Source organism: Ciceribacter ferrooxidans (genome assembly GCF_004137355.1).
Taxonomy (GTDB): Bacteria; Pseudomonadota; Alphaproteobacteria; order Rhizobiales; family Rhizobiaceae; genus Allorhizobium; species Allorhizobium ferrooxidans.
Window position 1 is genome coordinate 81,426 of the sequence record NZ_SDVB01000196.1, and the last position, 22,565, is coordinate 103,990.

The 22,565-nt window shown below is 65.9% G+C and carries 23 protein-coding genes; 8 read left to right on the top strand and 15 right to left on the bottom strand.

The annotated features are described in order from the left end of the window. Positions 1-4: 4 nt before the first annotated feature. The 4 genes from cysW to EUU22_RS09680 form a co-directional block, all read right to left on the bottom strand. A complete protein-coding gene (gene cysW / locus EUU22_RS09665; protein ID WP_129331819.1) occupies positions 5-877 on the bottom strand; it encodes a sulfate ABC transporter permease subunit CysW in 873 nt (290 codons plus the stop codon). Further along, positions 867-1,703 carry a sulfate ABC transporter permease subunit CysT gene (gene cysT, locus EUU22_RS09670; RefSeq protein ID WP_165351131.1) on the bottom strand — a complete coding sequence of 279 codons (837 nt, stop codon included), beginning with the start codon at positions 1,701-1,703 and terminating at the stop codon, positions 867-869. The genes cysW and cysT overlap by 11 nt, the downstream gene beginning before the upstream one ends. Positions 1,704-1,813: 110 nt before the next feature. Continuing rightward, entirely contained in the window at positions 1,814-2,836 is a 1,023-nt protein-coding gene (locus EUU22_RS09675; RefSeq protein WP_129331821.1) for a sulfate ABC transporter substrate-binding protein, read from the bottom strand. A gap of 270 nt (positions 2,837-3,106) precedes the next feature. After that, positions 3,107-3,541 carry an RrF2 family transcriptional regulator gene (locus EUU22_RS09680; RefSeq protein ID WP_129331932.1) on the bottom strand — a complete coding sequence of 145 codons (435 nt, stop codon included), beginning with the start codon at positions 3,539-3,541 and terminating at the stop codon, positions 3,107-3,109. Positions 3,542-3,830: 289 nt separating this feature from the next. On the opposite strand from EUU22_RS09680, the gene EUU22_RS09685 reads away from it, so the two are divergent. The 3 genes from EUU22_RS09685 to cysN all read left to right on the top strand — a co-directional run bounded on the left by EUU22_RS09685 (position 3,831) and on the right by cysN (position 7,188). Then, positions 3,831-4,580 carry a phosphoadenylyl-sulfate reductase gene (locus EUU22_RS09685; protein WP_129331822.1) on the top strand — a complete coding sequence of 250 codons (750 nt, stop codon included), beginning with the start codon at positions 3,831-3,833 and terminating at the stop codon, positions 4,578-4,580. Positions 4,581-4,748: 168 nt separating this feature from the next. Beyond that, a complete protein-coding gene (gene cysD, locus EUU22_RS09690) occupies positions 4,749-5,705 on the top strand; it encodes a sulfate adenylyltransferase subunit CysD (protein WP_112687509.1) in 957 nt (318 codons plus the stop codon). A gap of 1 nt (position 5,706) precedes the next feature. Beyond that, positions 5,707-7,188 carry a sulfate adenylyltransferase subunit CysN gene (cysN, locus tag EUU22_RS09695; protein ID WP_129331823.1) on the top strand — a complete coding sequence of 494 codons (1,482 nt, stop codon included), beginning with the start codon at positions 5,707-5,709 and terminating at the stop codon, positions 7,186-7,188. Between the two features lie 66 nt (positions 7,189-7,254). On the opposite strand, the gene EUU22_RS09700 is transcribed toward cysN, so the two are convergent. Next, positions 7,255-7,791: a dihydrofolate reductase family protein gene (locus EUU22_RS09700; protein ID WP_129331824.1), complete on the bottom strand. Its 537-nt coding sequence runs from the start codon at positions 7,789-7,791 to the stop codon at positions 7,255-7,257. 46 nt (positions 7,792-7,837) lie between these two features. Between EUU22_RS09700 and EUU22_RS09705 the strand changes: the two genes are divergently transcribed. Next, complete coding sequence (locus EUU22_RS09705) at positions 7,838-8,392, top strand: TetR/AcrR family transcriptional regulator (protein ID WP_129331825.1); 555 nt, start codon at positions 7,838-7,840, stop codon at positions 8,390-8,392. A gap of 136 nt (positions 8,393-8,528) precedes the next feature. Next, positions 8,529-9,026 (top strand): DUF2165 family protein, encoded by a 498-nt coding sequence (locus tag EUU22_RS09710; protein ID WP_129331826.1) that lies wholly within the window; start codon positions 8,529-8,531, stop codon positions 9,024-9,026. A gap of 27 nt (positions 9,027-9,053) precedes the next feature. On the opposite strand, the gene EUU22_RS09715 is transcribed toward EUU22_RS09710, so the two are convergent. The 5 genes from EUU22_RS09715 to nirK form a co-directional block, all read right to left on the bottom strand. Continuing rightward, a complete protein-coding gene (locus tag EUU22_RS09715) occupies positions 9,054-10,298 on the bottom strand; it encodes a GGDEF domain-containing protein (protein ID WP_165351132.1) in 1,245 nt (414 codons plus the stop codon). A 446-nt stretch (positions 10,299-10,744) separates the two neighbouring features. Beyond that, complete coding sequence (locus tag EUU22_RS09720) at positions 10,745-11,182, bottom strand: pseudoazurin (protein ID WP_129331828.1); 438 nt, start codon at positions 11,180-11,182, stop codon at positions 10,745-10,747. Positions 11,183-11,326: 144 nt separating this feature from the next. Further along, positions 11,327-12,025: a Crp/Fnr family transcriptional regulator gene (locus tag EUU22_RS09725; protein WP_245484950.1), complete on the bottom strand. Its 699-nt coding sequence runs from the start codon at positions 12,023-12,025 to the stop codon at positions 11,327-11,329. 170 nt (positions 12,026-12,195) lie between these two features. Beyond that, positions 12,196-13,113 carry an SUMF1/EgtB/PvdO family nonheme iron enzyme gene (locus EUU22_RS09730; protein ID WP_129331829.1) on the bottom strand — a complete coding sequence of 306 codons (918 nt, stop codon included), beginning with the start codon at positions 13,111-13,113 and terminating at the stop codon, positions 12,196-12,198. Positions 13,114-13,192: 79 nt separating this feature from the next. Further along, entirely contained in the window at positions 13,193-14,326 is a 1,134-nt protein-coding gene (gene nirK, locus EUU22_RS09735; RefSeq protein WP_129331830.1) for a copper-containing nitrite reductase, read from the bottom strand. Positions 14,327-14,642: 316 nt separating this feature from the next. On the opposite strand from nirK, the gene EUU22_RS09740 reads away from it, so the two are divergent. Both EUU22_RS09740 and EUU22_RS09745 read left to right on the top strand, forming a co-directional pair. After that, entirely contained in the window at positions 14,643-15,866 is a 1,224-nt protein-coding gene (locus EUU22_RS09740; protein ID WP_129331831.1) for an NnrS family protein, read from the top strand. A gap of 271 nt (positions 15,867-16,137) precedes the next feature. Continuing rightward, positions 16,138-16,566, top strand: coding sequence for an RrF2 family transcriptional regulator (locus EUU22_RS09745; protein ID WP_129331832.1), 429 nt, complete (start codon positions 16,138-16,140; stop codon positions 16,564-16,566). A gap of 12 nt (positions 16,567-16,578) precedes the next feature. Here EUU22_RS09745 and EUU22_RS09750 read toward each other — a convergent pair whose 3' ends face one another. From EUU22_RS09750 to EUU22_RS09770, 5 genes are all read right to left on the bottom strand, one after another. After that, positions 16,579-16,896: a metal-sulfur cluster assembly factor gene (locus EUU22_RS09750; RefSeq protein WP_129331833.1), complete on the bottom strand. Its 318-nt coding sequence runs from the start codon at positions 16,894-16,896 to the stop codon at positions 16,579-16,581. 5 nt (positions 16,897-16,901) lie between these two features. Then, positions 16,902-17,420 (bottom strand): DUF2249 domain-containing protein, encoded by a 519-nt coding sequence (locus EUU22_RS09755; protein ID WP_129331834.1) that lies wholly within the window; start codon positions 17,418-17,420, stop codon positions 16,902-16,904. Further along, a complete protein-coding gene (locus EUU22_RS09760) occupies positions 17,401-18,780 on the bottom strand; it encodes a hypothetical protein (RefSeq protein ID WP_129331835.1) in 1,380 nt (459 codons plus the stop codon). The genes EUU22_RS09755 and EUU22_RS09760 overlap by 20 nt, the downstream gene beginning before the upstream one ends. Positions 18,781-18,821: 41 nt before the next feature. Beyond that, positions 18,822-19,103 carry a DUF2249 domain-containing protein gene (locus EUU22_RS09765; protein ID WP_129331836.1) on the bottom strand — a complete coding sequence of 94 codons (282 nt, stop codon included), beginning with the start codon at positions 19,101-19,103 and terminating at the stop codon, positions 18,822-18,824. 144 nt (positions 19,104-19,247) lie between these two features. Further along, positions 19,248-20,102 carry a ferritin-like domain-containing protein gene (locus tag EUU22_RS09770; RefSeq protein ID WP_129331837.1) on the bottom strand — a complete coding sequence of 285 codons (855 nt, stop codon included), beginning with the start codon at positions 20,100-20,102 and terminating at the stop codon, positions 19,248-19,250. Positions 20,103-20,275: 173 nt separating this feature from the next. Between EUU22_RS09770 and EUU22_RS09775 the strand changes: the two genes are divergently transcribed. Beyond that, a complete protein-coding gene (locus EUU22_RS09775) occupies positions 20,276-22,564 on the top strand; it encodes a regulatory protein NosR (protein ID WP_129331838.1) in 2,289 nt (762 codons plus the stop codon). The last annotated feature ends 1 nt before the right edge of the window (position 22,565 follow it).

The window sequence follows — 22,565 nt, forward strand, 5'->3', positions numbered from 1 at the left end:
CCTTTCAATGTTTGCGGCTGGCTGCAATTTCCTCGCCGTAGTGCAGCTCCAGAATGGTCTTGAGCGCGAGCGTGACGAGGGCGAGCAGGGCGAGAAGCGTCGAGACGGCGAAGGCCGCGACGAAATTGTATTCGTTGTAGAGAACCTCGATGTGGAGCGGCATGGTCTCGGTCAGTCCGCGGACATGGCCGGAGACGACCGAGACGGCGCCGAACTCGCCCATCGCGCGGGCGTTGCAGAGGAGCACGCCGTAGAGCAGGCCCCACTTGATGTTCGGGAGCGTTACATAGCGGAAGGTCTGCCAGCCGGTGGCGCCGAGCGAGATCGCCGCCTCCTCGTCGCCGGCGCCCTGCTGTTCCATCAGCGGGATCAGTTCGCGGGCGATGAAGGGGAAGGTGACGAAGACGGTGGCGAGCACGATGCCCGGCACGGCGAAGATGATCTCGACGCCGTGGCTCTTGAGCCAGGGGCCGACGAGGCTCTGCGACCCGAAGAGCAGCACGTAGACGAGGCCGGAAATGACCGGCGAGATCGAGAACGGCAGGTCGATCAGCGTGGTCAGGAAGGCCTTGCCGCGAAACTCGAACTTGGCGATCGCCCAGGCGGCGGCAATGCCGAAGACGAGGTTCAGCGGCACGGCGATCGCCGCGACGGTGAGCGTCAGCCGGATCGCCGAGAGTGCGTCCGGCTCGGCAAGGGCCGCGACGAACTCGGACGTGCCCTTGCGGAAGGCCTCGACGAAGACGAGGACGAGCGGCAGCAGGACGACGAGGGCCATGAAGGCGACTGCAACGGCGGTGAGCACGAAGCGCCAGCCGGCGGTCTCGCTGGCCGCCTCGTGGAAGGAGGCGCGGGTTTCGGCGGCTTTAGCGGACATTGGTGTACCTCCGGCGGCTCCACATCTGCAGAAGATTGATCAGCAGCAGCATGGCGAAGGAGATGATCAGCATGATGCAGGCGATCGAGGTGGCGCCGGCATAGTTGAACTCCTCCAGCCGGATGACGATCAGCAGCGGCGCGATCTCCGAAACGTAGGGGATGTTGCCGGCGATGAAAATGACCGAGCCGTATTCGCCGACGGCGCGTGCGAAGGCGAGCGCGAAACCGGTGAGGATCGCCGGTACGAGACCGGGCAGGATGACACGGGCGATCGTCTGGAAGCGGTTCGCCCCCAACGTCGCGGCGACCTCCTCGACCTCGCGGTCGATCTCCTGCATGACCGGCTGGACGGTCCGCACGACGAAGGGCAAGCCGACGAAGACGAGCGCCACGACGATGCCGAGCGGCGTGAAGGCGATCTTGATGCCGAGCGGCGCAAACAGCGAACCAACCCAGCCCTTCGGCGCGTAGAGCGCGGCGAGCGAGATGCCGGCGACCGCCGTCGGAAGCGCAAACGGCAAGTCGATGATCGCGTCGAGCAGGCGGCGGCCGGGAAATTCGTAGCGCACCAGCACCCAGGCGGTGACGACGCCGAAGACGGCGTTGATCGACGCGGCGATGAGCGAGCAGCCGAAGCTCACCTTCAGCGCCTGCAGCGTGCGTTCGTCGAGGGCGATGGCGACGAATTCGTCCCAGCCGAGCGAGGCCGAGCGCCAGACGAGCGCCGCGAGCGGGATCAGGATGATCGCCGTCAGGTAAAAGATCGTATAGCCGAGCGTCAGGCCGAAGCCCGGCAAGATGCTCGGCTGTCGCCAGTTCTTCATGAATTTTCCCGCCATCGCCCCGTCGTGTCTTCTATCATGCCTTCAATTCATCCGGCGACAAGCCCCGGCCTTCGGAAGGCCGGGGCTTGCCGATTGGGGAGGATCGCCGGTTATCTGGCGGGCTTGTAGATCTGGTCGAAGATGCCGCCGTCGCCGAAGTGGGTCGGCTGCGCCTTGGCCCAGCCGCCGAAGATCGGGTCGTCGATCGTGACGAGATCGAGCTTCGGCAGCGTCAGCTGGTCGGCGGGAACGAGCTCCGGCTTCGAGGGGCGATAGAAGTGCTTGGCGGCGAGCGCCTGGCCTTCGGGCGAGTAGAGATATTCGAGGTAGGCCTCGGCCTGCTTGCGGGTACCCTTGGCGTCGACGTTTCCGTCGACGACGGTCACCGGCGGCTCGGCGAGGATCGAGAGCTTCGGCACGACGATATCGAAGGCGTCGTCGCCGAATTCCTTGGCCGCCAGATAGGCCTCGTTCTCCCAGGCGATCAGCACGTCGCCGATCTCGCGCTGGGCGAAGGTGACGGTGGAACCGCGGGCGCCGGTGTCGAGGACGGGGGTGCGCCGGAAGATCTCGGCGACATATTCCTTGATCTTCGCTTCGTCACCGCCGAATTCCTTGTGGGCCCAGGCCCAGGCGGCGAGGTAGTTCCAGCGGGCGCCGCCGGAGGTCTTCGGGTTCGGGGTGACGATCTGGACGTCGCCCTTCACCAGGTCGCCCCAGTCGTGGATGCCTTTCGGATTGCCCTTGCGGACGAGGAAGACGATCGTCGAGGTGTAAGGCGAGGAATTGTTCGGCAAGCGCTTGCGCCAGTCGGCCGGGATCTTGCCGGTGTTCTTCGCGATCGCGTCGATGTCGCCTTCGAGCGCCAGCGTCACGACGTCGGCGTCGAGGCCGTCGATCACCGCGCGGGCCTGCTTGCCCGAGCCGCCGTGGGACTGCTGGACGGTGACGTCCTCGCCGGTCTCGTCCTTCCAGTGCTTGGCGAAGGCGGTGTTGTATTCCTTGTAGAACTCACGCGTCGGATCATAGGAGACGTTGAGCAGCGTCGTGTCGGCGAAGGCCGGGGCCATCGTTCCCGCCGTCAGCGACAGGCCGATCAGAAAACCGCTCAGATGTTTCAGGAATGTGGTCATCACAGCTGTCCCTCTCATGTGATTTCGGCTTAACACTACTTAGCCGGTAGACTTAGTCAACATGACCGGAAGAACTCGCAAAAGTCTTTCTCTTGCGGCATTTCCAACGCAAAAGCCGTTCTGCCGAAAGCCACCTGCGGACGGCAAATCGTCTGCCGCAAGCGCTTGCGATGGAATGAAAGAACTATGCCCACACGGCCGGATGGCGGGCAATGACAGGAATCAAAGACATGCGGGTGCGGCCGCACGCCCCCGGCAGACCGCCAGCCATCATACGGTTGCGGCGACGTCCTCGACACGGACGCCATCGGCGAGCGTCGCCTCGAAGAGGATGCGGCGGGTGGCATCCGCCACATGCGCAAAGACCCGACGGATCTCGCAATCGGCCTCGCCGTTGCAGTCCTCGCACTTGCGGTAGGCGGTGATCGATAGGCACGGCAGCGGCGCGATCGGTCCGTCAATCAGCCGCAAGACCTCGCCATAGGTTACCTCGGCCGCGGGTTTCAAAAGCAGGTAGCCGCCCTGCTTGCCGCGGCGGCTGACGACGATGCCGCTACGCTTCAGCTCGAGCAGGATCTGTTCGAGGAACTTCTTCGGGATCGCCTGCTGCTCGGCGATGTCGGAAATCTGCACGGGCTCGCCGGCCGGCGCGCGCGCCAGCATCGAGAGCGCCCTCAGCGCGTATTTCGCCCTTTGCGAGATCATCGCGTGCCGCTTCCCGTCATCCGCATCCGGCCGCGGCGTCGTTCCGGAATCTCCGGCGTCGCGGTCCTCGCGGTCACTAAACCACAAAGCCGTAAAATACAATTTCGCCATCAAGATTTGTCAGACCGGGCGAACAGAGCGATGATGATGCCGAGCGGCGGCTTTTCTGCGTATCGTGCCGCGCAGAGAGATATTTGCTCCCGCCCGCGCATCATTCGAAATGCATGTTTCTGTCCGTACCCGTGAATTCTTGAGATACTGCCGGCAATTAGAACAGCAGGATTGCGAGATGACGACCCGCCACCAGGAAGACCAGGCCCGCAGCCTCGACCAGGAACTCGCCGCCCTCGATCTCGCCGGGCGGCTTGCGCTCGTCGGACAGCTGGGCGGCCGCGCCGTCTTTACGACCAGCCTCGGCATCGAGGACCAGGTGATTACCGCCGTGATCGGCACCGGGCGCCTGCCGATCGAGGTTTCGACGCTCGAGACCGGCCGGCTCTTTCCCGAAACGGTGGCTCTGATCGCCGAGACGGAAGAGCGCTTCGGCATCGAGATCCGGCGCTTTCACCCCGAGCAGGCGGATATCGACGCCTATGCGGAGAAATACGGCCTGAACGGCTTCTACGAGAGCGTCGAGGCCCGCCACGCCTGCTGTCACGTGCGCAAGCTGAAGCCGCTCGCCCGCGCGCTCGAAGGGGCCGCCGTCTGGGTGACCGGGCTTCGCCGCGGCCAGTCCGGCAACCGCGCCGCGACGCCGTTTGCCGAATACGACGCCGAGCGCAACCTCATCAAGGTCAACCCCCTCGCCGACTGGTCGATCGAGGAGATCAAGGCCTTCGTCGAGGAAGAGGCGGTGCCGGTCAATCCGCTGCACGCCCGCGGCTATCCCTCGATCGGCTGCGAGCCGTGCACGCGGGCGATCAAGCCCGGCGAGAGCGAACGCGCCGGCCGCTGGTGGTGGGAGAACGACGAGAAGCGCGAATGCGGGCTGCATGTGCCGGAAACGGCGGAGGCGAGCTCCATTCCGATTAGGACCTAACGGAAAAATTGCCCCTCACCCTCACCCTCTCCCCGCGAGCGGGGCGAGGGGACGGAGACGGCGCGGCAAGGCCCTTCTCCCCGCCTGCGGGGAGAAGGTGGCGGCAGCCGGATGAGGGGCTCAAGGGAAAAGATGGACCGGGCGGCGCCCGGAGGAAAGCAAGAAGCAATGCACGTACATACATCCGAGTTCGATCCGCATTCGAAGGATCCCGTCACCAAGCCGCCGCTCGATCCGCACCTGAAGGCGCTGGAGAACGAGGCGATCCACATCTTCCGCGAGGTCGCGGCGGAGTTCGACAAGCCGGTCATGCTCTATTCGATCGGCAAGGATTCCTCCGTCCTGCTGCATCTCGCCCGCAAGGCCTTCTATCCCGGCCGCGTGCCCTTCCCGCTGCTGCACGTCAACACCGGCTGGAAGTTTGCGGAAATGATCGCCTTCCGTGACGAGATGGTGGAGCGCTACGACCTCGACCTCATCGAACACATCAATCCGCGCGGCGCGGCCGAAGGCATCTCGCCCTTCAGCCACGGCTCGGCGCTCTACACCGACATCATGAAGACCGAGGCGCTGCGCCAGGCGCTCGACGCCGGCAAGTTCGACGCGGCCTTCGGCGGCGCGCGGCGCGACGAGGAAGCCTCGCGCGCCAAGGAGCGCATCTACTCCTTCCGCACGCCGGACCACCGCTGGGACCCGCGCAACCAGCGGCCGGAGCTCTGGAACCTCTACAACGGCATGATCCGCCGCGGCGAAAGCGTGCGCGCCTTCCCGCTCTCCAACTGGACCGAGGTCGACATCTGGCGCTACATCCAGGCGGAGAACATCCCGCTGGTGCCGCTCTACTTCGCCAAGAAGCGCCCCTTCGTCGAGCGCGACGGCATGATGATCCTCGCCGAGGACCCGCGCCTCGAACTGCTGCCCGGCGAAGTTCGCCAGGAAGGCATGATCCGTTTCCGCACGCTCGGCTGCTTCCCGCTGACGGGCGCCATCCGCAGCCACGCGACCACGCTCGAAGACGTGATCGCCGAGCTCGAAATCGCAACCGTGTCCGAGCGCCAGGGCCGGGCCATCGACCGCGACCAGTCGGGATCGATGGAAAAGAAGAAACGCGAAGGATATTTCTGAGATGACCGCAAGCGCCCTCGCAACCGCTACCGCCACCGCCCTTCCCGAGATTCATCCGGAAGCCGTCCGGCGCGACTCGCGCCCGCTGCGCCTCATCACCTGCGGCTCGGTGGACGACGGCAAGTCTACCCTGATCGGCCGGCTTCTCTGGGATACCAAGGCGGTCAAGGAAGACCAGGCGGCGACGCTCCACCGCGACAGTGGCAAGCAGAACGACCTCGGCCTGCCCGACTTCGCGCTGCTTCTCGACGGCCTGCAGGCCGAGCGCGAACAGGGGATCACCATCGACGTCGCCTACCGCTATTTCTCGTCCGAGAAGCGCTCCTTCATCGTCGCCGACACCCCCGGCCACGAGCAGTATACCCGCAACATGGCGACCGGCGCCTCGACCGCCGATCTCGCCGTGCTGCTCGTCGACGCCCGCGCCGGCCTTCTCGAACAGACCCGCCGGCACGCCACCATCGCCTCGCTGATGGGCATCAAGCAGTTCGTGCTGGCGGTCAACAAGATCGACCTCACCAATTACGACAAGGCCGGCTTCGAACAGATCGCCCACGACTTCAAGGCGCTGGCGCTCTCGCTCGGCGTGCGCCAGGTGACGGCGATCCCGATGTCGGCGCTCAAAGGCGAAAACGTCGTCTATTCCGGCCAGGCGGTGATGCCCTGGTATGACGGCCCGACGCTCATCGAAACGCTCGAGCTTGCGACCCAGCGCTCCAACCAGACGACCGGCTTCCGCCTTCCGGTGCAGCGCGTCTGCCGCCCCGGCGAGAGCTTCCGCGGCTACCAGGGCACGGTTGCCGGTGGCTCGGTGAAGCCCGGCGACAGCGTCGCGATCCTGCCCTCCGGACAGGTCGCCAACGTCAAGCAGATCGTCACCTTCGACCTCGTACGCAATGCCGCGGTCTCTGGCGATGCGATCACGCTGGTGCTCGACCGCCAGGTCGACGTCTCGCGCGGCGACCTGATCGTCTCGGTCGATGCACAGCCGCAGACGGGGCTCGCCTTCGACGCCCAGCTCGTCGCGCTGCAGCCGGAAGGCATCCAGCCCGGCAAGCGCTACTGGCTGAAGGCCGGCGCGCGCCGCCAGCGCGTACAGGTGCTGCCGGTGAGCCAGCTCGACCTTCACAGCGGCAAGTGGAACCCGGCCGAAAGCCTGTCGATGAACGCCATCGGCAAGGTGCATCTCGCCTTCGACGAGCTGGCGATGTTCGACCCCTACGAGCAGAACCGCGCGACCGGCGCCTTCATCCTGATCGATCCCGACACCAACAACACGGTGGCCGGCGGCATGATCACGGCGAAGCGCGCCGATCTTTCCGGCCTCAATGCCGGCGAGGCGCGGGTGATCCTGTCGCTGCCGGCGGACCTCGCCGACCAGTTGATGGCGACCGAGCTTCTCGCAAGCCGCCGCGACGAGGTCGAAAGCCGCCGGCTGACGACCGCCGCCGCCCGCGATTTCATCGACGGCATCGACGGCTGATCTCTCCCGATATCTCCGCTTACCTCCCGCCCGCCCCCTCACGGGGGCGGTTTTTTTCGTCCGGCCCTAAGCCGCCCGAGGCATCCGGTAATGCAGCCGAACGCAACCGCGGTCCATCGCCTCTGCGCTGACGAGTTCCAGGCTCGCGCGGAAACCGGTCGGCGGGAAAAGCGGCTGGCCGCCGCCGATCAGTTCCGGCATCACGTAGATCTCGATTTCGTCGAGCGCCCCGCGCTCGATGAACGCCATCTGGAGCTGCCCGCCGCCGAGCATCCAGACGTCGCCGTCGTCCAGCGCCCGGAGCTCCGCGATGAGCTCGTCGACGTCGCTGCGGACGGTGAGCGGACCCTTCGGATCGTCGATCGGCCGCGAGGTGACGACGATCACCCGTTGTTCGGAATATGGCCATGGCGCCGGCTCTTTCGCGAGGAAATCATAGGTCTTCCGCCCCATGACGACGGTGCGGATGCGCTTCAGGAAGAGCGTGTAGTCGTGCTCGCCGAGGTCCATGCCGTCGTACTTGTAGAGCCAGTCGAGACTGTCGTCCCCCGAGACGATCATGCCGTCGAGACTGGTCGCGATATATCCGAGGATTCTGGCCATGTTTGCTCTCTTGATTTATAAACGAACGTACATTTATAAATAGGGCATGGCCCGACACAAGTCCATTCCCGACGAGCAGGTGCTCGACCGTCTCTTCGACGTCATCGTCGAGACGGGCCCGGACGGGCTGACCTTCGCGAAGGGCGCGGCGACCACAGGCCTCTCCCCCGCCTCTCTCGTGCAGCGCTACGGCAACCGGGAACGGCTCGTCGAGGCGATCCTGCTGCACGCCTGGGACAAGCTCGACGCCGAAACGGCCGTAGCCGACGCCGAGGAAGCGGTGACCCCGCAGGGCGCGGTCGACCTCCTTATGCGGCTGATGCCTCCGGAATCGGCCGAGCGCGACGCGACCGACGGGCTCCTGCTGCTCCGGGAAGACATCCGCAATCCGAAACTCCGTGCCCGCGGCGCCGCCTGGGGTCACGCGGTTGCCGAGGCCCTTGGCCGTCGCCTTTCCGACGACGGGGAGAAGGGAAGACGGCTGGGATGGCAGATGGCCGCCGTGTGGCAGGGCGCCCATATCTGGTGGGCTTTCACGCGAACGGAGCCGGCGGAACGCGCCATCCGGCGGATGCTGGTCGAGTGGCTCGAGCGGCTCTGACACCGCGCGGCGACAAATGCCGTTACGCGCTCATCGATCCCGGCGGGATTCCAAGAGATTTTTGTCCGGCGAGGTCACAAACGGCAGGGCTCGTTCGTCATAGGGGCATGAAACCTCAACGACAGGAAACGCTCCGATGACCCAGTTCGCCTCGCTCCTTCTCCTCAAGACCGTGCTTCTCTCCGGGCTCGCCCTCTGGCTCTCGGTCGTCGTCGTCAACAACCTGACGGCCTTCCGGGGCGGCGTCTTTTCCGTCGGCTCGATGATGGCGATGCAGCTCTTCGATCAGGCCCCGGCCATCAGCACGCCTCTTCTCTCCCGACGCGTCACGTCCGAAGGCTGGCACCGGCTGGTCTACGGCTTCGTCGTCATCGTGGAGATCGTCGTCGCGCTCTTGCTCGTTTACGCCGCCCTCGCCTCGCTCGGGGCCTTCCTTGGCTATGCGGATGCGACGGCCGCCATCGGCTACGCCAACCTCGCGCTTGCGGGCTTCGTGGCGATGGGCCTCATCATGCTCGTCGGCGGCGCGTGGTTTGCCTATTACATCCGACAGGAGGGCGCGCAGATCACCCATTTCGCGCTGATCGGCCTCGGCCTCGCCGCCGGCCTCGTCATCAACATCCCGACCCCATGATGGGGCCGGATCGACAACTCGCCGGCCTCAGGCGGGACGGGAATGCAGGGTCCGGCCGGCCACGGCGCCGGCCTGGTCGCTGGCGCCTCCCCGCCCTGCCGATGCGGCCAGGGCTCCCGGCAGTTGCATGGCGCGGACGCAGTTGCGGCCCTCGGCTTTCGCCAGATAGAGCATGGTGTCGGCCGAGGCGAGGAGAAGATCGAGGGGCGCGATCCTCTCGCCCTTCACCGCGACGCCGATACTGACGGTGACGGAGAGCGTCCTGCCCTCGAAGGGGATCGCCTGCCGCCCGACTGCCTCCCGGAAGGCATCGGCGACGGTGCGCGCCTGCTCCAGCCCCGCGCCGGGAAGAAGGCAGGCGAATTCCTCGCCGCCGAAGCGCGCGACGACGGCATTTTCCGGCATGTGCCGGCGCAGCAGTTCCGAAAAGGCGACCAGCACGCGGTCGCCGGCGAGATGACCATCGGTGTCGTTGACGGCCTTGAAGTGGTCGAGGTCGCAGAGCAGCATCGCGCTCGGCCCACCCGGCCGCGCAAGCATCGCCTCCGTCTTCGCGATGAAGGAGCGGCGGTTGTCGAGGCCCGTCAGCGCGTCGGTTTCCGCGGCGATCCGGTAGCGGCGCTCCGAGCGGTCCCTGGCGAGCATGGCGAGCGAGAACATGCCGAACATGTTGGAGAGCGCCGAAAGCAGCGACAGGGCGACGAACCAGAGCGCATAGTGTTCCTGCGCATCAACCGGCGGCGCCACGAAGAGGGCGAAGGGAATGCGAGCGAGCCAGAGCAGCGCGTGGCCGAGATTGATCCCGCAGGCGAGCGCGCGGGACGGCAGCGGCTCGCGGCGCCCGCCGCGATAGACCTCCCAGGCGGCAAGCCCGTTATACGTGCCGAAGATTACGGCGGCAAAGACCGCACGGAACACCGTCGAGTCCTGGAAAAGGGGCAGCGGGTAGATGGCGAGGCTCAAGAGCGCGCCGGCAAAGGCCATGAGGTAGTTCGGCCGGCGATTTTCGAAGACGGCAAAGGCGCTCCAGAAGAGGCCGATGCCGGCAAACGCGATCGGAAAACCGAGCCCGGTCGACAGCCAGAACGGCACGACGAGACGCAGGCCGTGCAGGACCGCACCGACGATGCCGGCGACCGAGGCGAGCCCGAGCATGGCGGAAGCCTTGTTGCTGCGGTCATGCCACCAGATGCCCAGCGAAATGATGGCGACGACCAGCGTGCCGAGGGCATAGACGACCATGATGGTCGGCAGGTGTAGAAATTGCTCCAATATCGCAGTCCGGCTCATTCAAATAGACCGGCATTCTGCGCGCGATGCGTGGAAAATCCGTTAAATCCTCGTTTTTCGCCAGTTCCGGCAAGGTAATACTTCAGGGAACGTGCTCTTCTCTCGAAGGCACCTTATGTTGCCCGTCGACAAAACTTGCATTCCAAGGTTCGGCGGTCTGCCCCCCGCAAACACAAGGCTGCCGTCATGCCGGCCTCCGAGCCGGCATCCTGTGCGATCAAGTCCTTGATCGCAAAGGGACTCTTTCACGGCGCGGACGCGCCTTTGCAGGACCCCGGCTCAAGGCCGGGGTGACGGAGGAGGTGGGCGCGCTCTGGTCGCGGCGGTCGTCCTCGGCAGTCGCGCGCCGAAACGGAAAAAGCCCGCGGGGTTCGCGGGCTTTCTCCTCCTCTGCGCTGCCCCGGGGGCGTTGGGGCGCGCTGCTCGCCTCAGAGCTGAGCCAGTTCCTTCTCGATCTTTTCCTGGGCCTTCTTCGGCGCCTTGACGCTCTTGATCTGATCGACATTGGCCGGGGCGTCACCGACGACGACCAAGGCGACCATGCCCATGCTGAAATGCGGGTTGCACTTGATCACGTAGGCGCCCGGCGTGGTGAAGGTGACCTTGACCGTCTCGTTGATCTTGCCCTTGAACGCCTCGGCGCCTTCCGGGATCATGCCCTTGACCGTCTCGGCGTTGTGGCCCTTGTCGGTGGGAAGGAAGGTGACGGTGTCGCCGGGCGCGACCTTGGTCAGCGCGGGTTCGAACACCATGACGCCGTCCTTGCCCTTGTTGAGCATGTGGACCTCGAAATCGGCGGCCAGAGCGGGGGTGCCGAGGGCGGTCAGCAGGGCGGCGCCGATGAGGTACTTGGTAGCGGAACGCATGTCATTCTCCTTGTTGCAGGGACATCCCGGGGTGGATGCCGTTGCCCTTTCCTTAGGCCGGAGGCGCACCTCCATCTTTGACGTAACGCAAATTAGATTCATTCGGAATGAATCTTTTACGGCAAAAGGAAAGAGAGGCCTGCGCTATTTGTCGCGGCCTTCCGCGAGTTGCGCGAGCTTCTGCGGATCGAGCACCACGAGACGCTGGCGGCCGCCCTCGACGAGGCCGCGGGACTCCCAGCCGCTCAGGATGCGGGACACCGTGTGGAGCGTCGTTCCCGTCATCTCGGCGATGTCCTGGCGGGAGATCTGGAAGTCGATGCGGATGCCGCCGCCCTCCGGCTTTCCGGCCCGTTTGGTGAGCCGCAACACCGTGTGGGCGACGCGGCGCTCGACCTCCTCGGTCGACATTTCCCGCAGGCGGGTGTGCGCTTCCTCGAGCCTTTCGCCGATCGTCTGCATGGCACTCACCGCCAGTCCGGGGTTCTGTTCCACGAAGACCGGCCAGAGTTCGGTAGCCCAGGCGAGCACGATCGACTCCGCCGCGGCGACCGCCGTGCCCGGATAGTCGCTCCGCCGGAGCGCCTTAGCGAAGCCGAAGAGATCGCCCGGGTGGACCACCCTGACGATGATCTGCTGGCCGTCGGGCGTGACCTGCATCACCTTCAGCCGGCCGTGCAGCAGCAGATAGAAATGGGTCGCAGCATCGCCCTGCTCGAACACCGACCCCCCCTGCGGGACGCGACGGGAATTGGCGAAGGCGAGAAGCTTGTCCAGGTCCGCATCGCCCATCTTCTCGAAGAGCGAAAGCGACCTGACGAGTGTCCGGTCTATGGCAGCCACGGTATCCTCGAACGGTGGATGACTTTCGACCGTTATACCCGTATCGAGAAGGGGGGCAAAGCCGGGACGGCGATTTTCGGAGTCTTTCTCTCCGGTTTTCAACGCCTTTGCGACACGGTGCCGTGGACGCTTTGTCGCAGGGTGAGAACGGGAGGGCCGCACGGCGCGGCTCAGCTTTCGAAAGCCGTCCCGCGGGTCAGCGCCCTGAGGAGCGGCGCATACCAGCGGCCGTCGCGAACGAGGCGGAAGCCGAGATTGTCGGGCGGCGTGCCGACCGAGCAGCCGCCGCTCTTCGGGTCGCGGATGAAGGAGCTCATCGGCGCGCGGTGCTTGCCCTCCGTCAGGTAGATGCCGCAGGCGCTGACCTCGCTGAGCACCTTGCCGTCGCCGTCGACATTGACGCGCGTGTCGCAGGTCGTCGTCCATTCCCAGACATTGCCGGCGAGATCGGCGATGCCGAACTCGTTCTCGCCGAAGGTGCCGAGCGGCCGGGCGAGCGGATTGCGGGCCGCCTTGCGGGCGGCTTCCCGCTCGTAGTCGGCAATCCAGCGCAGTGCCGGGTTGCGGCTGTCGGCATCGACGCCGAGCGCGTCGTCGGAGCCGCGCGAGCCGGCGGCGAAGGCCCATTGCTCGGCGGTCGGCAGGCGCCAGACGCTGCCGGTCCTCTCCGACAGCCAGCGGGCATAGGCGGCCGCATCGTCATAGCTGATACCCGTCGCCGGCACGTCCCCCGTCGGCGCATCGGCCGTCGGGTCGGTCGCCGCGCAGGCGCCGTCCATGACGCAGCGCGCGTAGTCGGCGGCGGTGACCTGGTATTTCATGATTTCCAGCGGCGCATCGGCGGTTGCCGTCACCATCGGCGCGTCGACGGCAAAGCCGTTGCGCAGGTAATCGACGGGACTGCGGTAGCTGAAGGTTCGCGGCGCGACGACCACCGTCTCGGGTGCGGCAATGCCGGCCGTCGCCGGCTCGCTGCCGATCATCCCGGAGCTCACGCCGACGGCGGAAGCGAGTGCGGCGAGAATGAGCGCCGGAAGAGCGAGCGAGGTGACGGAAGCGGCGGCGGGTTTGTGAAGTGTCGTTGCCATGATCCTGTCCTTTCCACCCGCCGCGGAGGAAATCCGCGGCAGGCTGTCGTCACGGGGCCGAGGCCCCGGGCCCGGTCCGTCAGATCGACGCGCCCGGCTTGACCGACGTCATCAGGTCGTCGTTCCACTCGCCGGTGACCTTGAAGTGGGCGGCAGCGCCGAGTTCGAAGGCCTCGATGAGGTTGTGGTTGACGTAGGCGTAGATGCCCGGCTGCAGGAAGGTGTAGAGCGCCGCCGCCGCTGCACCGCCGGGGATGAACCAGGTTTCCTGGTCGACGTCCGGCGGATTGTTGAACTTGCCGCCCGCCCAGACATAGTCTCCGTGGCCGCCGATCAGGTGCGGACGGGTGTCGCGGTTCGCCTGCGAATGGACGATCAGCACCTTTTCGCCGACCGCTGCGGTGAGCGCCTTGTCGCCGGTCAGCGCACCGACGGCGCCATTGAAGACGACGTGGGTCGGAGTGAGCTTGCGCATGACTTCCAGCGTGTCGACATAGGCATCGCCGGGGTTTTCGTACGTCTTGAAGTTGCCCTTCTCGTCGCGCGGGACGTAGAAGTCCTGTTCGCCGACATAGTAGACCTTGTCATAGGTGATGTCGTTGCCCTTGGCGTCCTTCAGGCCGTCGCGCGGCAGCACCATGATCGCGCCGTTCATGCCCGAGGTGACGTGCCACGGAACCATTCCGGGAGGTGCGCAGTGATAGACGAAGACGCCGGCGCGGGTCGCCTTGAAGCGCAGGATCGTGCTTTCGCCCGGATTGATCTCGGTCAGCGCACCGCCGCCCAGCGCGCCGGTGGCGGCATGGAAGTCGATGTTGTGCTGCAGGGTATTGGTTTCCGGGTTGATGAGCGTGAGTTCGACATAGTCGCCCTCGTGGACGACCATCAGCGGGCCGGGAACCGAACCGTTGAAGGTCATCGCCTGAACCTCGGTGCCCTGGTCGTCGATAACGAGCTTCTTTTCGTGAATGGTCATCGTGAACTCGACGATCTTCGGGCCGCCCTCGGCCTTCTGGGTGTGGGCGTGAACGAAGGGCGGTGCGACCAGCTCGGCCTTGACCCGCGGCAGGGCATTGATGTCAACCGCCGCAGGCTTCGTCGCCGGCTGGTTGGCGCGCGCGGCCGTACCATTGGCGACCAACGTGCCGACAGCGCCCGTCAAAGCCGCACCGGCCAAAACGGCGCGGCGCGAAAGTTGAAACTGGTCGGTCATCTTCGTTCTCCTTGAAAACTGCCGCGACGCTTTCCGTCCGGCCATGACCTTTCTTAAAACGCCTCCCCGTCGCCTTCTTTGCTGCAAAGCAAACATATTTGAATAGTCGAAATCATTTCTTGACGTTGTCGAGATAAAGACTTCGACACGTACCATTTCGACTTGTTTTTTATTTCAGGTGCGACAATATTTCCCATGCATCGGCGCAGGGCGATTGATCTAGATCAATGACGGCCCCATAATTGCGTTTTCGCAAAGAAGCAGGCGACCAAGTGCCCTAGGGCTGAACGGGTTCACGCAATCCGGAGCTAGACCCATGAACGACATTCCCCACGAGCCCCGCACCGGCCGCGCCGTGCCGCGCGGACTGGCGCAGACCGGCCCCGTCCTCTTTTCCTATGGCTTCCGGCCCTTCTTTCTCGGCGCCGGCGTGTGGGCCGTCGCGGCGATGACGCTCTGGATCGGCGCGCTGGTGTCCGGCTGGCCGATCGGCGGCGACTACGGCGCACCGCACTGGCACGCGCACGAGATGCTCTTCGGCTTCGCGCCCGCGGTGCTTGCAGGCTTCCTGATGACCGCCGTGCCGAACTGGACCGGACGCCTGCCTGTCTCGGGACCGCCGCTGATGGTTCTCTTCTCGATCTGGGTCGCCGGGCGGATCGCGATGCTCTCGCCCGATCTCCTCGGCGTGCCGCTCGCGGCGGCCATCGACGCGCTCTTCCTGCCCGCCCTGCTCTTCATCAATGCCCGCGAGATCATCGCCGGCCGCAAGTGGCGCGACCTCAAGGTGCTCGGTGGCCTCGCCGCGCTTGCGCTTGCCAACATCTTCTTCCACCGGATGGTCATCATCGGCGTCCACGACGGCTTCGCCGACCGGCTCGCCGTCTCGGCCTATGTGATGCTGATCATGATCATCGGCGGCCGCATCGTGCCGAGCTTCACCCGCAACTGGCTGAACAAGGCGGGCCGGACCGTCTTTCCGGTGCCGTTCAACCGCTTCGACAGCATCGCGATCACCTCCGGCGGCGTGGCGCTGGCGGCATGGATTTTCGAGCCGGCCCATCCGGTGACCGCGCTCGCCGCGGCACTCGCCGCCGGCCTGCACGTCGCACGCCTCTCCCGCTGGCGCGGCTGGGAGACCTGGGCGGAGAAACTGCTCGTCATCCTGCATGTCGGCTACGCCTTCGTGCCGCTCGGCTTCCTCGGCATTGCGCTCGGCGCCGCCGGCGTCATCGACGATTTCTCGGTGCTGCACATTCTCACCGTCGGCGCGATCGGCGTGATGATGCTCGCGGTCACCACCCGCGTGACCCGCGGGCACACCGGCCGCCAGCTCAGCGCCTCCACGACGACGGCGCTCTCCTATCTTTCGCTGATCGCCGCGGCGGTCCTGCGGCCGCTCGCCGACCTGCTGCCGGATCTCTACGAACCGATGCTCGCGATGGCGGGCCTCGCCTGGATCGTCGCCTTCAGCCTCTTCCTTCTCGAGCATGGACCGATGCTGCTCACCGTCCGGCGCACGCCGCTCGGCGCCGGCTAGAACGGCGGCTTTCCCTCCGGCGTCTACAGGGAGATCGACGGAGGCACCGGACTAGGTCGCAGACTCATAATCATCCGTGAAGGACCGCGGCGAGGCCGCCGCGGACCCTCGACCCCCAAGCCTCTGGCGCGAAATATCTTTTCGTCGGATGACCGATGCGGCGACCGATTCTTGCGCCCGCACGCCGCGACATATAGCATCATGGATATTCATAGATGCATTTCCGCATCACCATATATAATGGTGCGATGCACAACCGACTGCCGACGCCATGCAACTGACGACCTTTTCCGACTATTCGATGCGGCTGATGATGATGGCCGCCGCTCATCCCGAGCGGCTGGTGACCATCGAGGAAACCGCCAAAGCCTACGACATTTCTCGCGCGCACCTGATGAAGGTCGCGAACCTTTTGACGCGACAGGGCTTTCTGGAAGCGGTGCGCGGACGCACCGGCGGGTTGCGGCTCGCGCGGCCGCCGGAGGAGATCCGGCTCGGTGCGCTGGTGCGGGTGACGGAAACCGATTTCGCCATCGTCGAGTGCTTCGCGGCCGGCAACAAGTGCAGGATCACCGCGCCCTGCCGCCTGAAGGGCGTGCTCGGCGAGGCGCTGGAGGCCTTTCTCGCGGTGCTCGACCGCTACACGCTCGCCGACCTCGCGCTGCGACCGGAGGATTTCGGCATCGTCCAGGCCGCCTGACGGCAGCCCTTTTCAGAACCGCATTGCCGCGGCGCTCGCCATCAGGTCCGGCGACCACGGCGGCTCGTAGGTGAGATCGATCTCGACACAAGAGACGCCTTCCACACCGCGCACGCACGCCTCGACCGCCTCCGTGAGAAAGCTCGTCGCGGGGCATCCCTTCGTCGTCGTCGTCATCGTCACCCGCACGGCGCCCGCCGGCGAGACGACGATGCCGTAGATCAGGCCGAGGTCGACGATATTCTCGCCGAGTTCCGGATCGATCACCGTGCGCAGGCGCTCGTCGATGACGAATGCAAGACGATCGCTGTCTATCTGGTCGCTGTTCATGGCCGTCACCCCAGGCGCGGTCCGATGCGCACGAGCAGGCGGTAGACCGCACCGTCCTCGCTGAGATTGCCGGCCCACTGGTGGCCGCGCTTCTTCAGCTCCGGAAACAGGAAAACAGGTTCGCGCGAAAGCAGCGCGAAGAGCACCTCGCCCGGCTCCATCTTCTCCGTCGCCGCGAGCACGCGCACCATCGGCTCCGGCGGATCGAGATCGGCGAGGTCGAGATAGCGTTCGGGCTCCGGCCAGGCGGCCGGTTCGTCGGCGTCCTCGGAAACGTCGGCGTCGGATGCGCCGACCGTGGGCGTGAAGAGCACCTCCCAGTCGCCGCCGTCGATTTCACGATCGATATGGTCGTAGCCGCGGCCGGCCATGACCTGGAACAGCGGCACCGGACGGAAGGTTGCGAGAAGCCGCAACGACTGCCCGGTCCCGAGCGACTGGACGGCCTGCATGATGGCCTGGAAGGGTTCGCCGCCGTTCTTCAGGATCGGGCGGACATCGAGTTCATAGGGCGGCAGGGCCATGGTGACCTCCTCGGGGCATGTGGGGAAGGAAGAGATTGGGGCGGACGGCGCCCTGCGGGTGGCGCAGGGCGGACGAGACGTGCGCGAGCCGGCGGGCAAGCGCGAATTCGTAGACGAGGCCGATCGTCGCGAAGAGCATGCCGAACGCCGCGATCCGGAAAAGACCGGCATGGGAGAAGAGGATCGCAAGCGTGGCGACAGCCACGCTGCCGCCGAAGAGCGCGAACCAGGCGACGGCATTGCGCTCGTCGGCGAGGTCCTGCACCCGCGGGGTGGGCGCCCGCCCGAGAACCGGACCGTAGCATTCGAGCCAGGTCATGAAGGGAATGATCTTGTAGAGCTGGGCAAGCCCGAGAAAGGTCAGCCAGCCGAAGGCCGCAAGGAAGACCAGCGCGCCGATGAGCGCATCCGAGAGGCCGAAGAGGAACGCCCCCGCCGACAGCGGGACGGTGGCGAAAAGGCCGGCCAGCGCGACGATCGTCATGCGGCTGTTGAGTTCCATGGTCCTGCGCTTGCGCCTGCGGTAGATTTCGACGGCATCGCCACCGTAAACCGCAATCGCGGCGAGGCCAAGAAGCAGGGCCGCGACCAGAAGGCCGGTCACGCCCGTCTCCCAGGCGATTGCGACCGGGGCCGCGGTTGCGACCAGAAACAGCGCCATGCCGCCGGCGCCGAGCACGAAGCGATTCGTGCCCTTTTCCTTTTCCGGCGACAGCATGAACATCGGCAGCAGCCGGTAGCTGACGCCGATGGCGGTGAAGCTCAGCCAGCCGGCAAGCCCGAGGATCGCGTGAAGCGGAACGCCGCTCACCACCAGTCCGGCCATGGCGCCGTCGGCCGTGATGCCGGCGAGCGTCAGAGCAAAACAGCCCCCGAGCAGGGTCGTCGCGGCGAGCGCGGCAAGCCCGCCGGCGACGAAGCGGGCGGGAAGCGGCAGCGGCCGCGCCCGCCAGAGGGTGACGGCGAGGATGCCGACGAGGGTGGAAAAACCGGCGGCGAGCAAGAGGGCGCCAGACGGGAGTGCGAGGCCCACGAAACGCCCGCCGCCGGAAAGATCGGCAAAGCCGAACAGAAGTGCGAGAAGGCCCGCGACGATCAGCAGAAGCGACGGCAGGGCGAAGCGCTCGCCGCAGAGCGGGCGGGCGACGAGAACGGGGACGAATTGCAGGAGGGCGCCCGCCATCAGCAGCGAGAGCCAGCCGATGGCGACGACGTGCACGAGGAGCAGCGTTTCCGGGGCGGCGATCTCGGCGGACGGAAAACCGTAGCCGAGCACCATCATGACCTCCCCGCCGATGAGGAAGGAGAGCGCCGTGGCGAAGAAGGACATGGTCCAGCGGGACAGTGTTGTACCGGGCATTTCGACCTCACCCCGAAAACGGCAATGCTCAGCGCCGGTCGTCAGTGGCCGCCGCAGGTGCAGACGTGGTCCTCGACATGCGCGTTGACGCGACCAATCTCGACACGCCAGACGTCCGGACCTTCCTCGATGTAGTCCCAGGAGAACTGGCCCGGATAGCGGGTCTCAAGATGGTAATGCAGCGGTCGCGGCGCATGGTCGGCGACGACGATGAAGGAATCGCCGAGCTTCAGCGAGCCGACCATCTCGAAGATCGCCGGATGGCGCAGATGGGGTGGAATGGTACGGACATCGATTTGCGGCTTGGAGATTGCGTCTGACATGGACATTCCTTGTGTGCTTCGGCCACCCGAGGGTCTGTCCCGGCAGGCGGCGGCCGACGCGCTTCCGGGCATGCCCGAACCTAGGCCAAGGCGGCCGCGGCCAAGTTGTCGAAACGCAAATAATTCGCCGAATGGCACCTTCCTTCAGTGGGACGGCAGGCCGCGAAGCGTCTGCAGGCACCGGACGACGTCGCCGGCGAATGTCTGGGCGCGGATGCGCTCCTCCTCCGGCTTGCTGCGTTCGGCAAGGTCGAGATAGGCGTCGAGAATGAGTTCGCAGAGCGGCACCAGCCGGTCGCGCACGGTGTCCGGCACCCGTTCGAGAATCGGCGTCTCGGCCGCCGGCGTGCGGGAAAGATGGGCCGCCCGCGCCTGTGCCTCGTGGGCGAAGACGCGCAGCCGCCCACCACGCTCGCCGCCGGAAAGTGCTGCCCGGCTCTCCAGATGGTCGGCGAGCCGCATTTCGAGCGCCGCCAGATCGCCCGGACCGCAATCGGCCTCGATCCGGCGAAGCTGATGGAAGGCCTGCCGCCGCTCGCGCCTGAGCGTCGCGACATGGCCGAGCTCCTCCATCGCCATCCGCTCCGCGGCCTCGCGGATCTCGTCGCTCGGCGCGTGGGCGGCGACGTAGGTCCAGAAGACGAAGGCGCGTTCCTCGTTGCGCACCGCCATCGAGAAGGCGCGGTAGGAATTGAGAAGTTCCGGCGCGACCAGCGCCGCCCCTTCGTCGTCGAACAACGGCTCCGGCAGCGGTGCAACCGGCGGCACCTTTTCGTGCCTTGCCTCGACCCAGCGATCGACATTGCCGAGATGGCCGCGTTCCTCGGCGGTCAGCCGGTCAAAAACCTCGGCGAGATCGGGACGCCCCTCGGCGCGCATGCGCTCGGCCAGCGCCAGATAGCCGTCGATCGCCTCCTTTTCCATGGCACGGGCAAGCGCCAGCAATTCGCCCATGGAGGATACGGCCCACGGCTCTTCGGTATTGCTCCAGCTGTTCATTTTAAACGGTTCTCCTCATGGCGGCGGAGGGCGGAAGCGCCCTCACGGATCGGCTTTCGAACTATGATTAAAAGATACATCTGTTATAGTTGATTTGAATCAAAGAGTTTCACGATCGGCGTTTATAAACCGTCGCTTGACCGCACGGCAGACGAAGAAAGAGGCCGAAAAGCATGCTCTCGCATTCAGACTCTTCCCTGATTTCCCGTCTTCTCGTCTTCTGGTTCATTCTTCTCTCCGCTTTTCTGGCGCCGGCCTTCTCCCCGCAAGCCGGACAGCTCGCCACCTTCCTCGACAAGGTGCAGCCCTCCGAACTCTTCGAGGGCGCAGACCGATTCGGTGCGCCGGTCGGCGAGCCGCCGGTCGCCCCGGTGATGCGCGGCGAGGAATTGCTCGGCTATGCCTACCTCAATTCCGACGTCACCAGTTCCGTCGGCTATTCCGGCAAACCGATCCAGATCGTCGTCGGCATCGACCGGCAGGGTGTCCTGCGCGGGCTGAAGCTCGTCGCGCACAAGGAACCGATCGTGCTGATCGGCATTCCCGAAGCCAAGGTGGTCGCCTCGCTCAACGCCTTCATCGGCCGTGACATGGGCAAGGTCGCCGCCGGCGCGGAACGCCCGCCGCAGGCCGACATCGTCAGCGGCGCGACGGTCACGGTGCTGGTCATGGGTGACAGCGTCGTCCGCTCCGCCGTGCAGCTCATCCGCAGCGGTCGGCTCGCCGGCGAAGGTACTGCCGCCGCCGCGGCCGCAACCGCCGAAATCCGCAAGCTCGACATGTCCAAGACCGGGACGGCCGACTGGCAGACGCTTCTCGGCGACGGCTCCGTGCGCAGCCTGCGGCTGACGGTCGGCGAGGTGAGCGACGCGTTCCGCCAGGCGGGGCAACCGGCCGCCGCCGACCATCCGGAGACGCACAAGCCCGAGGACCGTTTCATCGACCTCTACGTCGCCCCCGTCAGCGTGCCGCTCATCGGCCGCTCGCTTCTCGGCGACAGCGGATACGAGCGCCTGGCCTCGCGGCTGAAGCCCGGCCAGTCGGCGATCATCGTCGCCGGCGACGGCGCCTATTCCTTCAAGGGCTCCGGCTATGTTCGCGGCGGCATCTTCGACCGCATCGAGCTTCTGCAGAACGGCCAGGGCTTGCGCTTCCGCGACCGCGACCATCAGCGCCTGCCGGTCCTTGCGGCCGCCGGAGCGCCGCGACTACGCGAAATCGCCCTCTTCGTGATCCCCGAGCAGTTCGCCTTCGACGTGACCTCACCCTTCGAGCTGCAGCTCCTCGTCCAGCGCGGCGCCGGCGGCCGCGAGAAGGCGGTCATGCCCTACAATCTCGGCTACACGTTGCCGGATTCCTACGTCACCATCGAGAAAGCGCCGCCGGCGCAGGACGCCCCCCCTGCCCCGACGCCGCAAGCCGCGCCGGCGGGCGAAGCACCCCCTTTGAACCCGATTGCCAGCGAACAGCCCCTCTGGGTGAAGATGTGGCAGATGAACACGGTGTCGATCGCCATAACGGCTGCCGCACTGCTCGTGCTGACCGCGATCTTCTTCTTCCAGGACTGGCTGGTCAAACGTCCGGTCCTGTTCGCCTGGGTCCGGCGCGGCTACCTCTTGTTCACGCTCGTCTGGCTCGGCTGGTACGCCAACGCCCAGCTCTCGGTCGTCAACGTCTTCACCTTCTTCAACGCGCTGATCTCCGGCTTCAGCTGGGAGTTCTTCCTCTCCGCGCCGCTGATCTTCATCCTGTGGGGGGCGGTCGCCGCTTCACTGCTCTTCTGGGGTCGCGGGCCGTTCTGCGGCTGGCTCTGCCCCTTCGGCGCACTGCAGGAGCTGACGAACACGGTCGCCAAGTGGCTGAAGGTGCCGCAGATCACCCTGCCCTGGGGCCTGCACGAGCGGCTCTGGCCGATCAAGTACATGATCTTCCTCGGCCTCTTCGGCCTGTCGCTCTATTCGGTGGCACTTGCCGAGGTCTATGCCGAGGTCGAGCCCTTCAAGACGGCGATCATCCTGAAATTCGTCCGCGACTGGCCCTTCGTCGTCTTCGCGGTGGCGCTGCTGATCGCCGGCCTCTTCATCGAGCGCTTCTACTGCCGCTATCTCTGTCCGCTCGGTGCGGCACTCGCGATCCCCGGGCGCATCCGCATGTTCGAATGGCTGAAGCGGTGGCCGGAATGCGGCTCGCCCTGCCAGCGCTGCGCCAAGGAATGTCCGGTGCAGTCGATCCATCCGGAAGGGCAGATCAACGTCAACGAGTGCATCTACTGCATGCACTGCCAGGAACTCTACCACGACGACCACCGCTGTCCGCACATGATCCAGGTGCGGCTGAAGCGGGAAAAGTTCATGGCGCTCTCCACCCCTTCCTCGCGCGGCGAGGCACCGGCGAAGACGCGCGTGACCCACAACGGCGAACCGATCGCTCCCGCGGGCGGCGCCGGTGCAAATCCGAACTGAC

What these genes read in the sequence shown, in the direction of transcription:
- cysW (WP_129331819.1), bottom strand. Translation starts at nt 877, where the DNA reads ATGTCCGCTAAAGCCGCCGAAACCCGCGCCTCCTTCCACGAGGCGGCC.
- cysT (WP_165351131.1), bottom strand. Translation starts at nt 1,703, where the DNA reads ATGAAGAACTGGCGACAGCCGAGCATCTTGCCGGGCTTCGGCCTGACG.
- EUU22_RS09675 (WP_129331821.1), bottom strand. Translation starts at nt 2,836, where the DNA reads ATGACCACATTCCTGAAACATCTGAGCGGTTTTCTGATCGGCCTGTCG.
- EUU22_RS09680 (WP_129331932.1), bottom strand. Translation starts at nt 3,541, where the DNA reads ATGATCTCGCAAAGGGCGAAATACGCGCTGAGGGCGCTCTCGATGCTG.
- EUU22_RS09685 (WP_129331822.1), top strand. Translation starts at nt 3,831, where the DNA reads ATGACGACCCGCCACCAGGAAGACCAGGCCCGCAGCCTCGACCAGGAA.
- cysD (WP_112687509.1), top strand. Translation starts at nt 4,749, where the DNA reads ATGCACGTACATACATCCGAGTTCGATCCGCATTCGAAGGATCCCGTC.
- cysN (WP_129331823.1), top strand. Translation starts at nt 5,707, where the DNA reads ATGACCGCAAGCGCCCTCGCAACCGCTACCGCCACCGCCCTTCCCGAG.
- EUU22_RS09700 (WP_129331824.1), bottom strand. Translation starts at nt 7,791, where the DNA reads ATGGCCAGAATCCTCGGATATATCGCGACCAGTCTCGACGGCATGATC.
- EUU22_RS09705 (WP_129331825.1), top strand. Translation starts at nt 7,838, where the DNA reads ATGGCCCGACACAAGTCCATTCCCGACGAGCAGGTGCTCGACCGTCTC.
- EUU22_RS09710 (WP_129331826.1), top strand. Translation starts at nt 8,529, where the DNA reads ATGACCCAGTTCGCCTCGCTCCTTCTCCTCAAGACCGTGCTTCTCTCC.
- EUU22_RS09720 (WP_129331828.1), bottom strand. Translation starts at nt 11,182, where the DNA reads ATGCGTTCCGCTACCAAGTACCTCATCGGCGCCGCCCTGCTGACCGCC.
- EUU22_RS09730 (WP_129331829.1), bottom strand. Translation starts at nt 13,113, where the DNA reads ATGGCAACGACACTTCACAAACCCGCCGCCGCTTCCGTCACCTCGCTC.
- nirK (WP_129331830.1), bottom strand. Translation starts at nt 14,326, where the DNA reads ATGACCGACCAGTTTCAACTTTCGCGCCGCGCCGTTTTGGCCGGTGCG.
- EUU22_RS09740 (WP_129331831.1), top strand. Translation starts at nt 14,643, where the DNA reads ATGAACGACATTCCCCACGAGCCCCGCACCGGCCGCGCCGTGCCGCGC.
- EUU22_RS09745 (WP_129331832.1), top strand. Translation starts at nt 16,138, where the DNA reads ATGCAACTGACGACCTTTTCCGACTATTCGATGCGGCTGATGATGATG.
- EUU22_RS09750 (WP_129331833.1), bottom strand. Translation starts at nt 16,896, where the DNA reads ATGAACAGCGACCAGATAGACAGCGATCGTCTTGCATTCGTCATCGAC.
- EUU22_RS09755 (WP_129331834.1), bottom strand. Translation starts at nt 17,420, where the DNA reads ATGGCCCTGCCGCCCTATGAACTCGATGTCCGCCCGATCCTGAAGAAC.
- EUU22_RS09760 (WP_129331835.1), bottom strand. Translation starts at nt 18,780, where the DNA reads ATGCCCGGTACAACACTGTCCCGCTGGACCATGTCCTTCTTCGCCACG.
- EUU22_RS09765 (WP_129331836.1), bottom strand. Translation starts at nt 19,103, where the DNA reads ATGTCAGACGCAATCTCCAAGCCGCAAATCGATGTCCGTACCATTCCA.
- EUU22_RS09770 (WP_129331837.1), bottom strand. Translation starts at nt 20,102, where the DNA reads ATGAACAGCTGGAGCAATACCGAAGAGCCGTGGGCCGTATCCTCCATG.
- EUU22_RS09775 (WP_129331838.1), top strand. Translation starts at nt 20,276, where the DNA reads ATGCTCTCGCATTCAGACTCTTCCCTGATTTCCCGTCTTCTCGTCTTC.